The following is a 15,401-nucleotide window of genomic DNA, read 5'->3' on the forward strand; positions in this document are numbered from 1 at the left end:
GTAAAAATTGCTATACCGTGTGCATCTTGGCGAACTTCGTAGGATTAACAATTTCTTTCAAAAATTCTTTATTTCATGTTGGGAGCGAGTTTTTAAAAGTTTAAGCCCTTGTATATCTGATGTTTTTGTACTTCTAGTAAACACGATAATTTGCACTTGCTCCTCTAGGAGGTGATAGGCGGTATAAATCGCTGTTGATTATCGTGTATGGTTTGTGTTTTTTTAACGCCCACCCCAGAAAAGCAATTTTCTTGCCATTTACTGTATTAAACATAGATTGCATCATCTTTTCTGCGAATCTAGTTTTTTCGGGAGCACTGAATTTGATTACCGGACCCTTAATAACCAATTACTTCATTCCGGTTATTAAGCCTGGCAATTTATACTAAATTTAATAAATCCTTTTGAAAACACGAGCCCCCAAACCCAACCGATGCTGTTAAAAATTTAGATCCTATTCTTGCATCCTGTCCGATTGTGTTGGCTACCTCGTCCACATTGGCTCCTGTCACTTCGCAAAGTTCCGATATCGAGTTAATGGATGAAACTCGCTGTGCCAGGAAAGCGTTTGCAACCAGTTTTGAAAGTTCAGAAGACCAAAGATTAGTCGTTATGATCCTTTCCCCGGGAACCCATGCCTCATAGATCTGCTTTAGCGCCAGTATGGCTTCCTGATCCTCCCCTCCGATCAAAATACGATCGGGATTATGAAGATCCTGTATAGCGGTGCCTTCCGCTAAAAACTCCGGATTGGAAAGCACATGGAACTGCACGCCTTTTCCTGTATGATCTAATATGCTTTTGATCGTCGCTGCTGTACGAACAGGGATGGTCGATTTCTCGACAATGATCTTGGAAGAAGTTGCGACATCCGCAATCTGCCTAGCGCATAACTCAATAAATTTAAGATCAGCGGCTTGACCTTTACCCTTACCGTATGTTTTTGTCGGCGTATTTACCGAAATAAAAATCATATCGGCATCGACGATCGCTTTATTAACGTCGGTAGAGAAGAAAAGATTTCTACCTCGCGCTTCTGCAAAAACCGCATCGAGACCAGGCTCATATACCGGCAGGTTCTCGAAATTCTCGTCGTTCCATGCATTTATCCGATCCACATTTAAGTCAACAACTGTGACTTGTATATCCGGATTCTTTTGAGCAATTACAGACATTGTTGGTCCTCCAACATATCCAGCTCCAATACATGCTATCTTTTTAATTCTCATGCGAATTTGTACTAATCCTTTATATTTACTTTTGATCTTCTTTCTCAAAAAGAATAATCTGCTGTTGAACCTCTTCTGGCTTTTCGAAGTAAATTTTAATCTTCTTATCCAATAAGGATTCAATCTTAGTTCTCAACTGCGTCAGGTACGCGACATCTACGCCTGTGCCCAGCACCATTACCTCTATTGTCCCAGAATCAACGCCCTTGGCATAATCACCAAGAAGACAAACCTGCTCAATATCGCCCGAGCGTTCCAAAACATATTCAATTGCCTTGTCAATCCCTAAATATTTTCTAACTAGGTTCTGAAGCGAATCAAACAGTGGATGTTGCGTATTTGCTCGATAATAAATTCTTTGGTTTTCCTGATTTCGATTTAGGTATCCAGCATCTGTAAGCTGATTGAGTTCTTTTCTTACCGCATTGGTCGACTCATTAAACTCTTCTGCAATACCGCGTAAGTAGCCCTTATTTGATGCCGAAACAAAAAATTTGATAAGCAATTTCAATCGGGTCTTCGATGTAATTAGCGAGTCTAACATGTGTCAGTGTTGAGCAACAAAAGTACTCAACATTTTGATTAAAACAAATTGTTTAGCTTGTCGATGTATTAAACTTATGTTAACACAAAAATATAGCGGCATGCAAACGATTGATTTCGCATTTGCCTGATAACGAATAGAAAAAGCATCGTAACATGACTGCCCGATGCTCTTAACAACCTAAAAAATGGATTATACTGCTAATCCTTCAATTTTTTCCGATGGATTCGTAAAACTCTCCTCTGAAAACTCCTGTAAGACATAATAAGTAGTCTTTAGGAAAAAATTCTTCGTTCCTTTCCTATCAATCACATATCCTTTTACAAGTACGCTCTCCCTTTGACCTTTATGATTCAACAAAGCCATATTGTGAATTGAAAAGCCAATAGATCTCATCGCACTCTCCGTAGATTTACCGGGAGTTACAAAGAAGTTTAATTTTTCGAATGCATTTACACGGATGTGCTTATTGCTGCTTTGCACACCCGTGATTACAACTTCTTTCACATGTTCCCCGTAGCTAGGAAGTTGAAAAATTATGCATCCGTAATGGGAATGAGAATCCCCATTGTTCCGGTCTAATAATACGCTCACCGTCAAGTCAGCATATTTATCGAAATTGCTGTGAGAAAATCTTCGGTATAGGTAGAAGAATCCAACAGCTAATAGAATGATTACAGTTAATAATGAATAGTTCATTGAGGCCTTATTTGCTTTTATTAATCCTCGAAAGGAGAATAAGTCAAATTTAGACGCAATAATCGATTTTCGGTAATTTAGGGGGGTGGACAATAGGTGGACAAATCGCATAAATTTATTTATCCGATTTTGGGGGATTTATTCGTAAAAAACTATTTATCAACAAGATAAACAAACTTACCTCGCGGGTAGTTCATTTTACACCTGATTTTCTATAATTTCCTGCTTTTTCTTTAGTCTTTGTTTTGCCTTTTTGACAGCTTCTATAGAAACCCCGAGGAGATCCCCCATGCTTCGATTGCTAAGGTCCAATTTCATTAAAGCCAACAGCCTCAAATCATTTTCCGAAAGCTTGGGATATATCGCTTTTTGCCCAATCAGGAAACCGGGATACACGCGATCGAACACTTCTTTGAATTTTATCCAACGCTCATCCGTCATGATATGTGTTTCAAGCATATCACTCAGACTATCGTTGATTTTCTCTTGATAGGCGGGATCCAGATCCTCACCATGTTTCACTTCCAACCTTAATTGCTGGATGGTCACGTCATTTTGTTTGATTGTATTGGTAAACTCTTCCAACGAATCTCTCAGAACTAACAGTTCTTGATCCACTTGATTCTTTTCAAATGCCAAACGCAATTGTTCCTTCTCCAGAAGCGTAGATTTGATTCGCTCTTTATTTCTAGCGCGATTTATCAATAATAAAATAATCACAAAGGTTAAAAGCAATAGAACACCGATTAGCTGATATTTCTGTTGAGCCTGCACTTTCTTCATCTCCGCCGCTGCAACCGCTTGCGAATAACGCTCAGACTCCCATTGCCAATAAATCTTTTGCATCATTTCATAATTCGACTGTTTTGTCAAACTATCGTTGAGCGCGAGATATTCTTGCAGATGGATTAATTCCTTGGGGTTATTGCCCTCGCCATGAGCGATATCCGCAAATGCTTTAGCGATGTCTTTTTTATATTGCAGAAAGTACGGCTTATCTTCTACATAACCTTCCGCCTTGTAGAGCGCCTCCTTAGCATCCTTCCATTGCCTTCGTTGAATATAGACATCGGCAATCGCAATATTTGCCCGCATGGCATCTAAAGGTTCATTAAACTTGTCCGAATACGTGATATTCCGCTGTATCAGCTCCAAACACTTATCAAGATTCCCTCTGCTTCTTTCAAAATCGGCCAAATTACCCGAGATAATTCCTATCCATACCGAATCTTTCGCCTTTTCTGCAACTTTTAACGCATGTTTGAAATAATCTTCGGATTCAGACATCTGAGAATCGCGCTTCAAATAAACGGCCACGGCATTGAACATATCGATCCGCTTCCTGCTCAGCTCTTCGGTATAAGGAATACCCAATTTAAGATACACGATTGCTTTTTTATGATCGCCTATGTAACTGTAAAAGTTTGCCATATAACCGAAGTGAAGAGGAACCAGGGGAATGGTTGCCGACAACACACGTTCATTGAAATCATTTGCTCTTAAAAAGTAAGGAAAAGCTCGTTCTAAGTTTCTGTATGTAAAATAATAATAGCCCCAACGAATGTTTGTCAGCATCTCTAATCCCTCCTCATTCTCGTCAGCAATCGTATTTAATGCTAGTTCGAAATAACGATCCGTTCGATCATTGGGTTTATCAAAAGCAATCGAAAAAGCATCGGCCATCAACATATAATACGCCCACTTTAACTTATAATTATGCTTTTCAATTGCAAAGTGAAGAAGTGGATCTAAATTTTTATGGATAGCTAAAGTGTCGCTTCCGAAATGTACTTTAGACCGCAGCACGCCTTCCAGCATAGCCTTTTCGCCTCTAATATCCAATAAATGAGCGTAGGGATTTTTGCCAGATAAATTTAAGAGGCAGACGAGCAGTAATTGAATACAGGTTAACAGTATCGGTTTTAAATACATTTCTATAAAATTCTCAAAAAAAATTGAAATGACGAAATGGATTTGTTTCGATTCAGTTTAAAGAGTATCGGGCGACATGAGATCCAATGAATCCCGCCCCAACAGTGATCAGAATGGTCTTCTTCATGCAGACAAAATAAAGAAAATATACGGAAGATCCTGAATAAGTCTTCTAACAAATCTTTAATACTTCCATTGAAACAGCAACAGGAATGAAAGTTCTTGATGCCTTTGAAAACAAACCTATTCAGAAAAAACTTTTATGTTTCCGTTGAAACCACCTAAGAATTCAGAGTTCCTGATAACCGTTAAGGCCAGAATCTATCAAACGAAAAAAGAGCCTCTCGGGCTCTCTATATTTTTACCATAAATCCACAATCTGCGTTTTTCAGCAAATTAAGGCTATCTCACGATCCTTAAGCGATTTTTTTTTCCTGCGCTACCTCGAACATGCTCGCATTCTTTATAGGACAATCGCGCAGCAATTCGCACACATCATACTTCGTTACAACGCCCTTAAGAGCATCTAAGTGTCTAGTATGGTGCATATCAGTGCCTACAAAGTCATACATACCAGCACGGATTAATGTTAATGCCGCTGTCTTTACGTGCTCACCGTAGTATTTACTGATAGAAAGTAAATTCAGCTGTAACATACAGCCTGCATTTTTAATCTCTTCAAAAATCTTGAAGTTATTGTGATAGTAGTTATATCGTTCGGGATGGGCCAGTATAGGCTGTAAACCACGCTCCAATAAACTTTTTATAATTGTGAATAAAGCTTTCGATTCCGACAGATATGACATTTCTATCAACACGTATTTATTCGGCATCAAACACAGTTGATCGTTTTCGATGATCGAATCCAATTGATCATCAATCATATACTCAGCGCTATACTTTAATTCAAAATCAAGATTATTATTCGTCAAAGCGGACGTTAAGGACTGATGCGCAGCCTGAATTGTTTCAGGCGTGTTGTTATGAACACCAAACATGACGTGTGGTGTAGATACCGATTTATGGATCCCTAAATCTTTTAAACCTTTGATCAACTCCAAAGACTGCTCGACATCCGGACTTCCATCGTCTATCCCAGGTAATAAATGATTGTGGATATCCCAAGTAATCCAAGAAAGTTTATTCAGATACGTTTTTTCGTTTTTCGTTTTTCCTCCGAATAGATTATTCCAAAATCCCATAGCGTATAATTAAGGTATTTATCGAGTAAACAGGTAGACTGGATAAAGTGAAACCATTGTAAATTTAATTTTTAATTCTTATTTATAGAATACGACGACTGTAAAATAAACGCTACAGTAAATATTAAATTAAGAGAGAATTTCCTTTTTCCAATGATTCGTAAACCTGTTTAACATCTTGCGAACGATTTCTGTCGAGAATTAATACTGCATCCTCTGTATTGATCAACATGCAGTTCGATAAACCCACAAAGACCGTATGCTTATTTGTACCCACAACAATGTTGCCATTCTCGTCTACCGGATGCCCCTTTTCCTTAAGATAACTAAACAAAGAGTCAAACGCTCCCATATCTGACCAACGAAACTTCGCAGGAACGACTTTTATCAGGTCACTACGCTCCAGAACGGCATAGTCGATACTCTTGGATGGGATCAGCAAAGAGTGTTCTTCATCCAGAACTAAGTCTTGCGCATATTCAAAAGCCGTTTCAGCTGCAGAATATAGTTTAGGCTCGAAACGCATCAGCTCCTCTAAGAAAACACCTGCTTTAAAGCAGAATATTCCGGAATTCCAAAGGAAGGAGCCCTTCTTCAGGAAATCGCGTGCAGTTTCCTCATTCGGCTTTTCACGAAAGGCCAACACGGTATTGCCCTCATGTTCGATATAACCATAACCTGTTTCCGGGCGTGTCGGGATAATTCCAAAAGTGGCAATATATCCCTCCTGAGCAAACACAACACCTTGATTGATTGCCTGTTGATAATCTTCTTCTCCTTCGATGAGGTGGTCGGATGGTGTAACAATCAATATGTCATCTGGGTCGGCATGAAATGCAGCAAAAGCAATCGCTGCTGCCGTATTTCTCGGTGCCGCTTCAGCTATAATATCGCTGTTGAATTTACTCAAATAAGGTTCTGCCAAATCCTTATTTTGAATGGACCCTACCAATGTAACTTTCGAAACCAAGGGTTGGTTCCGTTCGACGGTTAATTCAAATAGCGTCTTACCACCAAAAATTGGCAGGTACTGCTTGGGTTTTGCTTTTCTGGAAAGCGGCCATAACCTTGACCCAACGCCACCAGACAATACCACATTTATTATTTTACTCATGATTAACCGATTTTTAAATTGTTTTTTACTTGATCTTTCTTCAGATAGAGCTCCGCTGTAGCCCGCGCATCTGATAATGCATCGTGGTGTTGCAGCGATACCCCCATGATTTCGCAACAGATACTCAGTTTTGTTCTTTCAAAACCTAAGGCACGATATATTTTACTGGTACACTCCCACATTTGCGGAAGCTTTAATTCCTTGTATGATAAATTATAGAAACCCATGGTCTCCTTCAGCACCGAGCGATCTAGCAACTCATCGTGCGCGACCATGGCCTGTCCCAGTATTAAACCTTTGATCTGGGGAAATAGTTCAATAAAAGTTGGCGCATTTTCGGTATGTTTTGACTTAATGCCATGTATTCTGGAAGTTTGCCACATATATTTATTTGCCGGGGGTCTTACTAAACTATAAAATTCATTAGTAATAATCCCATCTACGACATTGACGATGCCCACTGCACAAACGCTACTATATTTCGACGTTGCTAATTCAAAATCTATACTTGTAAATGTATTTGACATATTCGTCTATTAAACGCCCTTTAATTTAATACCCATATTTTCCTTTCCAACGTTCCTTCAAGGACTGTCGCATCTTCTCTTCGGCCGCATTTTTTCCCGGCTCATAAAGTTTAACCCCTCGCAGCTGATCGGGCATATATTCTTGATCAACAAAGTTTCCTGAAAAGGCGTGAGCATACTTATAGTCAGTGCCATAATCCAACTCTTTCATCAATTTTGTTGGCGCATTTCTCAAATGCAGGGGGATGGACAGATTCCCGGTCTGCTTCACCATGGCTTGCGCTTTGTTGATCGCTTCATAGGCGGCATTGCTTTTCGCAGAACTCGCCAAATAGGTTACGGTTTGCGAAAGAATGATCCTGGACTCCGGCCAGCCAATAACGTTAACGGCTTGAAAGCAGTTATTCGCCAAAAGCAAGGCATTCGGATTCGCATTCCCGATATCCTCCGACGCTAAGATTAATAGGCGTCGAGCAATAAATTTAGGATCTTCCCCTCCTTCAATCATACGCGCTAACCAATAGACCGCAGCATTGGGATCCGAGCCCCGAATAGATTTTATAAACGCCGAAATGATATCATAATGCTGCTCACCGGACTTGTCATAACGGATTCTATTTTGCTGCACATGTCGGGCAACGAAGTCGTTAGTGACCGGTTGCTGCGAATGTATGGCGGCTTGACTCACCAATTCTAAGATGTTCAATAGCTTCCTAGCATCTCCTGCTGACAGCTGAAGCAAGGCTTCGTATTCTTCAATTTTAATGGACTCTCCCTTTAGATACTCATCCTCCGCAAGCGCCTTATCAACGATGTGCACCAGATCTTCTTTTGTCAATTCTTCCAGCACATAGACCTGGCATCGGGAAAGTAAAGCCGAAATCACCTCGAACGAAGGGTTTTCTGTCGTTGCACCAATTAATGTGACAGTCCCTCGCTCCACGGCACCCAAAAGGGAATCTTGCTGTGATTTGGAGAATCGATGTATCTCGTCGATGAAAAGTATAGGTTGTTCCTGATTGAACTGCTTAAGCTGCTCGGCCTTTTCTATAACCTCCCTAACATCCTTTACGCCCGATTGAATCGCGCTCAAGCTGTAGAAAGGTCGCTCCAAAGCCTTCGCCACTAAGAGCGCTAAGGTTGTTTTACCCACCCCAGGCGGCCCCCAAAAGATCATCGATGGTATAACCTGCTGCTCAATAGCGTTCCTTAAAACAGCCCCTTCGCCAATAATATGCTTTTGTCCCACATAATCTTCAATAGATTTAGGGCGCATACGTTCAGCTAATGGGATCCTTGTTGTCATAGAAAACAAAACTATTGAATTTTGCTGGTAAAGGCAATGTTTAGTAATCGTCCCGGAGTATATAGGCCAAAATGTGGCTAAAGTTTTACTATATCCAAGAAAGTTACTTTAATATTTTAGGAATCTGACGTTTAATTAACAGTTCAAATTATGAAATCTAAATAGAATTGATAATTTTGAAAAAAGCAATTTAAAGGATGTTTAACAAAGTGCGTGTGCTATTGGCCCTAGGGCTAATAATTTTGATGAGCGGGCTGAAAGCCCAGAGTGATAGTGAGGTATTGGATCCTGCGGGCTTTGTTACAAAGTACAACCCCAAGTTCAAAGGCGTTGGCCCTGAGGTGTATGTGTTACCTGCACCCAGAACCAAAGAAGAAGTTTTAGTAGACTCTTATCAGGAGAAAAAGAGTTTCTATGATTCGATTGCCCGGGAGCTGGACCATCAAAATCTGGTGGAGGAGTTTCAATTAACTTCCAATGCGTCCTATATCAAGCAACAATTCGACCCTTATCCCAGCAGCCCGGAAAAATGGACTGAGCTTATCAATTCTTTAAAGAAGAACAACAATACGCGTCTTGCCGTTGGCTTAACGAATCAGTATGCGCTGGAAGCCATCAAGCAAAAAGACATAAAAAAAGCGATAAGCTTGTTGGGCGACGCGTTAGCTCTAGTTCAGCATACCGAGTTGCGTGAGGAGGCGAGCGTTGTTCAGTTTAATCTTTCAAATGCGCATTTATATCAGGGCAGCTACGCTGATGCTGATGCGCTGCAAGAGCGATACCTACAACAGGCACTCAACAACAAAAGTAATGTCGATCAAGCGAATTCGCTCGTTCGTGTAGCGTTGATCCGTGCATACCAAAAGGAATATAAGGCGGCCGAGAACAGCATCATACGTCGCGCCATCCCGCTTTACAATAAGAGCAAGGATCCGCAAGGCAAAACAAAAGCTTGGATTCAGTTAGCAAAAATATATCAGATCCAGAATAAGCATACCGAGGCGCAATGGTTCTTGATTCAGGCGCGCGAGCTTGCCAAAGCCCGTAATTTTAAAATGGACCTGCCGGAGATTGAGTATATGCTCGGCTATTCGAAATTCATACAACAGAACTATAGTGTAGCAAAATCAGAGCTAGAGCATGCGAAAATACTTGCTGACCAGGAGAATAACAAAGTATTGCAGCTGGCTATTCATGATAAACTGGGGGAGATTGATATGATTATGGGGAATTATGAGGATGCTGCAGAGCATCTATTTCAATATTGGAAACTGCGCAGAGAACTATTTTAAGAATCTAACCATATATTTTTTTTCTGAAAAAAGGCTATTTTCAAAGGATTGGAATCACCCCCCTTACTGATATTCCTCAAAAAAAAGAAAGATATCTCAGTTTTCAGCGGCGATAGCCAAGCTATTAGTCTTAAAAAGTGTTAACAAGCCATATAATGGGTCGATATTTGATAAGTGAAATGATATTTTTACGTTGACACCTCAAACTTTGAATTGAAATTTAACTAAATTTATAGCTATAATCGCTCACGAGGCGATTTAGCGGAAGGTGCTGCTTATAAAGGCACTAATTTATAAAATGAACAATATTAAGAAAACCATCTACATGTTAAGAAATCTCATCTTAGGTCTTTCATTAATCTCTATCGTCGCTTGCGCAGCGAAGCCTCGCGTAGATCTGGAGCAAGAGGGCTTACAACTAAAACCGACAACACAGCATGGCGTAATCGTAAAAGAGGTTGCCAATTTATTGGAAAACTTCAGCTACAAACGCGTTTCGATGAACGATTCTATTTCTAATATTATTTTCAACAATATAGTAGAAGGCTTAGATCAGGGAAGAAACTATTTATTACAGTCAGATATTGACGATTTCCAACAATTCAAAAATACCTTTGGACAGGACTTTAAAGAGGGTGACCTTTCGAGCGCTTTCTACATGTTCAACAAATATTCAGATCGCTACTTACAATGTTTGAACTATGCTTTAGAGCAAGTAGACGCACATCATGATTTTAGCAAAGATGAAAACTACAATAGCTTTCGCGAAAAGCTACCGTGGTTCAAATCTGACGCTGAATTAAAAGATCAGTGGAGGAAACGTGTAAAATATGATCTATTGAACCTGAAGCTCACAGCGGGCGACTCGGTTAAGCTCGATTTGGCGAAGAATAAAGAAACACTACGTAACCGTTATAAGAACCTGATTTCTCAAGCCTCCAAAGCAAATGCTAATGATGCGTTCCAAATTATCATGACTGCATTTACAGCAGCGGTGGACCCCCACACCAACTACTACAATCCATCATTTGCGCAGGCATTTAACGAGAGCATGTCTAATACGTTAGAGGGAATTGGCGCACAACTGCAGATGGAAAACGAGATGGTTACGATCAAGATGATCATCGCGGGAGGACCAGCATTCAAAGACAAAACATTACAGATTAACGATCGTATTGTCGCTGTAGCACAGGGCGACGGTGAGTTTGAAGATATCATCGGCTGGCGCTTAGATGCTGCTGTTGCGAAAATCAAAGGAAAGAAAGGTACCGTTGTACGTTTGAAAGTATTACCAGCGGGCGCAGAATTATCTACTGCACCAAAAATAGTGAGGTTAACTCGTGAGAAAATCGTTCTTGAAGAAGAATCTGCAAAACGTGAGATCAAAACAATCAAAGGCGAAGATGGTAAGAACTATCGTGTAGGTATCATTAATCTACCGAAATTCTATATTGACTTTGATGCTGTACGCCGTGGTGACCAAAATTATAAGAGTACTACCCGTGACGTAAGATTACTCCTAGATAGCTTAAAACAAGATGGTGTTGACGCTGTATTGATGGACTTACGTAATAACGGGGGTGGTTCACTTCAAGAAGCAATCGAGCTAACGGGTCTGTTTATCGACAAGGGTCCAGTAGTTCAAGTTCGCGATACCAGAAACCGCGTTCAAGTAGACAGCGATCAAGAATCCGGTGTTAGTTGGGATGGCCCGTTTGGTGTCATCATAAACCGCTTCTCGGCATCTGCCTCGGAAATCTTTGCTGGTGCGATCCAAGATTATGGTCGTGGTATCATTTTAGGTTCAACATCCTATGGTAAAGGCACGGTGCAAAACGCTGTGGATATGTCCAGATTTATCAGTGCAACCAACAAGCTCTTAATCAAAGCTTCTGGCGAAAAGGATGCTGACACCCCAAATGGGGCACCGGAGTTCGGTCAGATTAATATTACCATGGGTAAATTCTACCGTGTAACAGGAAGCAGTACCCAACACAAGGGTGTTGAACCTGATGTTACCTTCCCCACGCAATATTCCGCAGAGAAATTTGGCGAAAGTTCGGAACCTTCGGCTTTACCTTGGGATCAGATCAAACCATCGACCTTTTCGAAGATTTCCGATTTAACATCGATCAACGCGCAGTTGAACCAGATACACACAAAACGCATGCAGAAGTCTCCTGCTTATACCTTCTTACTCGAAGATATCGCTGAATTCAATAAAGTAGACGCTATGCCTTCGGTAAGCCTAAATGAGTCCAAACTAAAAGCAGAGCGTGAGACAAATCGATTAAAAAATCGCGACCGTATTAACAAGCAGTTGGCATTCCTAGGATTGCCGCTCTGGAAAGAAGGACAGCCGCAGCCAAAATTCGATTATGATTTCGTGCTGGAAGAAAGCGCTAACGTGTTAATCGATTATATCCGTCTAAATAAAAAGTAAGGGATTTATCCATTTTTTTAAGCTTCAACAGAAGCCAACAAAGGCTTATGAACACCGAGTTCATAAGCCTTTGTTTTTGAAGCTTCCGCTCTTTAGGTCATCCGTAACGTAGAGTCCTTTACGATTCTAGGCGAACATCAACACCACATTAAAGTGTTATCCCTTGAATAGAAAAGATGCTTTTTGTGTCCCTGCGAGAAGAATTAAGTTTAATAAGGGAGCATATTTTGCTCGGCGTCTTCTTTCTCATGCTGACCCAATCTGACCGTGGCTATTCTTTCCCGCTGGGCCGTTTCGATTGTCACCTTATTTTCTATCAAGAAAAGTTCCAGCACCATAGAGACTTTACCGGATTGCTCGGCGGAACTGCCAGGCCCAGCGTAGCGGCAGGATGAGCTTTACAATCAAGGATTATCAAAGAGACGATTTCCTAGGTACGCTAGTCAGTATGCCTCCATTCGGGATTTAGCTACCCATGCACCTCCTACAATGAGTATAATTTTAAGGCTGCTGTTGGTGTTGTGCTGTAACCTCTACAGCAATGTATTAAACTTGACTGGGTGAAGGGATGGCCTAGCGGCTTCAATCCAAACTGTCGGTTCTCCAATTTAGGGCGATTGGGCGCTCCACGATTTTCAGCAACCAAATGTATTTACAAGGTTCGCAGGAGTCATGAGTTTCAGCCCCCCCCCGGCCCAGCGACGGGATGTCCGGGAATGATCAGGTTGGAGACTGCAAATCTGGTTACACCCATATATTTCGGCCACATGGGGCAGCTCCATGAACAGCAGCTGGACCACAGCCCTAACGTCGCCACTTACGTTCGAACCGCATGGGGGGGAATAAAAAGCTAGAAGTCGCCCTCGTTTCTTATTGGTATAGCTCTTTTAACAGACAATTGGCATGATGCAAGCATATTCGCTGGGAAACTGTTTTTTGTTACCATCCCTCCGGCGAGAATTTATGACGCGTTAGATCATACCACAATCATGCAGCAGTTTTTCGAAGACCTTTTGCGCAAATACATTTGTTGATTCCACAATGTAATATACTTGCCGAATGCCGATAATGTGCTCATGCGGTCGGGGTAGCCCATAAGCGATCTTCCTTAAAAGTTCCAAATTGGACAAAAAATAAACTTTGTTGCCAATAGCTTGTTCAACTAATAATTCAGATGGATTTATGAAAACAACAAATAATGTTTCTTTAATAGATGCAAAGCGAACGGCCCGCAGGAAAAACCGAGCTAAATGGTTGAAAATACTATATTGTGCCGGACTCTCCGGTTACGCTTTGCAAAGTATAGCTCCATTCCCGCAAAAGATAAAAAAATCTCGTACACCTTAATCATTCTACCCTTATGTTTCTTTCAATCCTATTTGGTCTTCTTTTTATAGCATTGGCGATTTTCATCGTCACCCGCATACGTAATAGCGGCGCAGAAAATCATGAAGGCCGCGGTTCTACCGCAACTAGACCAATATATTGTACTTCTATTCTTTTTATATAGTATTATTACTTCTTCCATCGTTATTTGAGATAAACTAGGAGAACATTTCTAATAAAGTATTAACAACTTGTTTTTGTGTAGAATTTTCAATTTCTCCATGTTTACCCTTTAATCTTTTTTTATCAACAGATCTTATATGGTCTAAAGCAATCTGAGCTTGCTTTCCATCTACCTTACAATTTACGCGCATTGGATAAGGTTTGAGTGTCGATGTAAGCGGTGCAATAATTACTGTGTTTAAAGCATTATTCATTTCATTTGGTGAAACTATAACAGCAGGTCTAATTTTATTAATTTCGGAACCAATGGTAGGATTAAGGTCTATAAAATACACTTCAAATCTTTTTACCATGTCCATTCTGTTTTGTCGAAATCATTATCAAAATATTCTAAAACCTCTTTATCTTTTAAAGAGTTGGCTTTTAATAACATTTCTTCCCAGTTTTTACGAGGTTTTGATTTAACTGCTTCGATAATGATTTTAGAATCCTCGACAGATAAAGAAACTTCATCCGTAACATGGAGCTGGTCAAGAATTTGCTTTCCTATTATAATTCCAAAAGAATTACCGATTTTTCTAACTTTTGTTTTCATACTACTAAAGTTATAACATTATTATAACAATTCAAAATATAATTGTTTTATGTTTTTCTAAGATTATTTGATTTGCATTTGTTTGATTTCTTCGTTTGTGTGGTTATCAAGGATGTTAGCGTATCTGTAAAATGTTGCTCTGGTCAATCCAAGTCCTTTATAAATTTCTTCGGGTGTTTTAGTTAAATCTTCGTTTTGTTAGACATCTTTAATCGTGTTTAGATTACCAACCAACATGCTTTTCATACCTCAAGAATACGTTATCGGCACGTCATCAGACCTCAAATCCAATTGATTGAGCGGCTGCAAGAGGCAAAGAAAAAGACAACGCAGATTCGCAAGGGGTCGAAAGCCATGAACCGAAGAGATGTTCCTTACCTGTGTAACTTTTTCAAAGGTTAGAGCTTTGATAAATGTAAATAAGTAAGAACAGAAAAGCGGGCGTCAAAATAAATTCGACGCCCGCTGTACCCTTCACCAAAACTATTTGGAATGAAACACTAACTTGTGAAACGTAAATGAAAAAACATACTGATGAGCATTTTGAAAATAGAATTAGTAATTTAAACTTTTAGAATACGTTTGGTTAACGATATCGGAAATATCATTTTCGATTTTTCCATTTATTTCCGCCCTTAACTTAATGGTATAAGGAGTGTTATGACTACTCCCGCCAAACGTAACAATAATATTATCGAGAGGTTTTGTAGTTTCTACAATTACTGTTTTATTACCAATCAAAAGTTCATTCTTTATTTGAATAACTCCTTGATTATCTTGTGTTATCCCATTTATCTTCCACGATGTACCCGAAACTTGCCCATTCATACTTCCTGTGAACACAAATGCCACGATGTCTTCCGAGGTAAGTCCAGGAGCGGAGAGAGTAAACTTTGCGGTTTTGCCTTTCTGTACGTCTGGACCGTCATCTTTTGAGCACGAAGTAAATGAGATCATTCCGACCATTACGACTGCGAATATTACTATTTTTTTCATCTGACTATAATTT

The 15,401-nt window shown here is 40.1% G+C and carries 13 protein-coding genes; 2 read left to right on the forward strand and 11 right to left on the reverse strand.

Going from position 1 to position 15,401, the window contains the following annotated elements; translation table 11 throughout:
• Positions 1-380: 380 nt before the first annotated feature.
• The 8 genes from QYC40_RS17455 to QYC40_RS17490 form a co-directional block, all read right to left on the reverse strand.
• The gene (locus tag QYC40_RS17455; RefSeq protein ID WP_301991501.1) at positions 381-1,229 is read right to left on the reverse strand and encodes a nucleotide sugar dehydrogenase; all 849 of its coding nucleotides are present in this window, start codon (positions 1,227-1,229) and stop codon (positions 381-383) included.
• A 25-nt stretch (positions 1,230-1,254) separates the two neighbouring features.
• Positions 1,255-1,773: a winged helix-turn-helix domain-containing protein gene (locus tag QYC40_RS17460; RefSeq protein ID WP_301991502.1), complete on the reverse strand. Its 519-nt coding sequence runs from the start codon at positions 1,771-1,773 to the stop codon at positions 1,255-1,257.
• Positions 1,774-1,965: 192 nt separating this feature from the next.
• Positions 1,966-2,472: a hypothetical protein gene (locus tag QYC40_RS17465; protein WP_301991503.1), complete on the reverse strand. Its 507-nt coding sequence runs from the start codon at positions 2,470-2,472 to the stop codon at positions 1,966-1,968.
• 198 nt (positions 2,473-2,670) lie between these two features.
• On the reverse strand, positions 2,671-4,404 hold the full coding sequence (locus tag QYC40_RS17470; RefSeq protein ID WP_301991504.1) for a lipopolysaccharide assembly protein LapB: 1,734 nt from the start codon (positions 4,402-4,404) through the stop codon (positions 2,671-2,673).
• A 416-nt stretch (positions 4,405-4,820) separates the two neighbouring features.
• The gene (locus tag QYC40_RS17475) at positions 4,821-5,606 is read right to left on the reverse strand and encodes a tyrosine-protein phosphatase (protein WP_301991505.1); all 786 of its coding nucleotides are present in this window, start codon (positions 5,604-5,606) and stop codon (positions 4,821-4,823) included.
• Positions 5,607-5,730: 124 nt separating this feature from the next.
• A complete protein-coding gene (locus QYC40_RS17480) occupies positions 5,731-6,720 on the reverse strand; it encodes a mannose-1-phosphate guanylyltransferase (protein WP_301991506.1) in 990 nt (329 codons plus the stop codon).
• Positions 6,721-6,722: 2 nt separating this feature from the next.
• Positions 6,723-7,247, reverse strand: a complete 525-nt coding sequence (locus tag QYC40_RS17485; protein WP_301991507.1) for an exonuclease domain-containing protein — start codon at positions 7,245-7,247, stop codon at positions 6,723-6,725.
• A 25-nt stretch (positions 7,248-7,272) separates the two neighbouring features.
• Complete coding sequence (locus QYC40_RS17490) at positions 7,273-8,553, reverse strand: replication-associated recombination protein A (protein WP_301991508.1); 1,281 nt, start codon at positions 8,551-8,553, stop codon at positions 7,273-7,275.
• A 197-nt stretch (positions 8,554-8,750) separates the two neighbouring features.
• Between QYC40_RS17490 and QYC40_RS17495 the strand changes: the two genes are divergently transcribed.
• Positions 8,751-9,845, forward strand: a complete 1,095-nt coding sequence (locus tag QYC40_RS17495) for a lipopolysaccharide assembly protein LapB (protein ID WP_301991510.1) — start codon at positions 8,751-8,753, stop codon at positions 9,843-9,845.
• Between the two features lie 298 nt (positions 9,846-10,143).
• Entirely contained in the window at positions 10,144-12,288 is a 2,145-nt protein-coding gene (locus tag QYC40_RS17500) for a carboxy terminal-processing peptidase (RefSeq protein ID WP_301991512.1), read from the forward strand.
• 1,544 nt (positions 12,289-13,832) lie between these two features.
• On the opposite strand, the gene QYC40_RS17505 is transcribed toward QYC40_RS17500, so the two are convergent.
• The 3 genes from QYC40_RS17505 to QYC40_RS17515 all read right to left on the reverse strand — a co-directional run bounded on the left by QYC40_RS17505 (position 13,833) and on the right by QYC40_RS17515 (position 15,388).
• Positions 13,833-14,150 (reverse strand): type II toxin-antitoxin system PemK/MazF family toxin, encoded by a 318-nt coding sequence (locus QYC40_RS17505; protein ID WP_301991513.1) that lies wholly within the window; start codon positions 14,148-14,150, stop codon positions 13,833-13,835.
• Positions 14,144-14,392: a hypothetical protein gene (locus tag QYC40_RS17510; protein WP_301991514.1), complete on the reverse strand. Its 249-nt coding sequence runs from the start codon at positions 14,390-14,392 to the stop codon at positions 14,144-14,146. Before QYC40_RS17510 ends, QYC40_RS17505 begins: the two co-directional genes overlap by 7 nt.
• 555 nt (positions 14,393-14,947) lie before the next feature.
• Positions 14,948-15,388 carry a hypothetical protein gene (locus QYC40_RS17515; RefSeq protein WP_301991515.1) on the reverse strand — a complete coding sequence of 147 codons (441 nt, stop codon included), beginning with the start codon at positions 15,386-15,388 and terminating at the stop codon, positions 14,948-14,950.
• Between the last annotated feature and the right edge of the window lie 13 nt (positions 15,389-15,401).

Origin of the sequence: Sphingobacterium sp. BN32, from assembly GCF_030503615.1 — a bacterium.
Classification (GTDB): domain Bacteria; phylum Bacteroidota; class Bacteroidia; order Sphingobacteriales; family Sphingobacteriaceae; genus Sphingobacterium.

Coding starts and splice junctions, on each gene's coding strand:
- QYC40_RS17455 (WP_301991501.1), bottom strand. CDS start 1,229: ATGAGAATTAAAAAGATAGCATGTATTGGAGCTGGATATGTTGGAGGA.
- QYC40_RS17460 (WP_301991502.1), bottom strand. CDS start 1,773: ATGTTAGACTCGCTAATTACATCGAAGACCCGATTGAAATTGCTTATC.
- QYC40_RS17465 (WP_301991503.1), bottom strand. CDS start 2,472: ATGAACTATTCATTATTAACTGTAATCATTCTATTAGCTGTTGGATTC.
- QYC40_RS17470 (WP_301991504.1), bottom strand. CDS start 4,404: ATGTATTTAAAACCGATACTGTTAACCTGTATTCAATTACTGCTCGTC.
- QYC40_RS17475 (WP_301991505.1), bottom strand. CDS start 5,606: ATGGGATTTTGGAATAATCTATTCGGAGGAAAAACGAAAAACGAAAAA.
- QYC40_RS17480 (WP_301991506.1), bottom strand. CDS start 6,720: ATGAGTAAAATAATAAATGTGGTATTGTCTGGTGGCGTTGGGTCAAGG.
- QYC40_RS17485 (WP_301991507.1), bottom strand. CDS start 7,247: ATGTCAAATACATTTACAAGTATAGATTTTGAATTAGCAACGTCGAAA.
- QYC40_RS17490 (WP_301991508.1), bottom strand. CDS start 8,553: ATGACAACAAGGATCCCATTAGCTGAACGTATGCGCCCTAAATCTATT.
- QYC40_RS17495 (WP_301991510.1), top strand. CDS start 8,751: ATGTTTAACAAAGTGCGTGTGCTATTGGCCCTAGGGCTAATAATTTTG.
- QYC40_RS17500 (WP_301991512.1), top strand. CDS start 10,144: ATGAACAATATTAAGAAAACCATCTACATGTTAAGAAATCTCATCTTA.
- QYC40_RS17505 (WP_301991513.1), bottom strand. CDS start 14,150: ATGGTAAAAAGATTTGAAGTGTATTTTATAGACCTTAATCCTACCATT.
- QYC40_RS17510 (WP_301991514.1), bottom strand. CDS start 14,392: ATGAAAACAAAAGTTAGAAAAATCGGTAATTCTTTTGGAATTATAATA.
- QYC40_RS17515 (WP_301991515.1), bottom strand. CDS start 15,388: ATGAAAAAAATAGTAATATTCGCAGTCGTAATGGTCGGAATGATCTCA.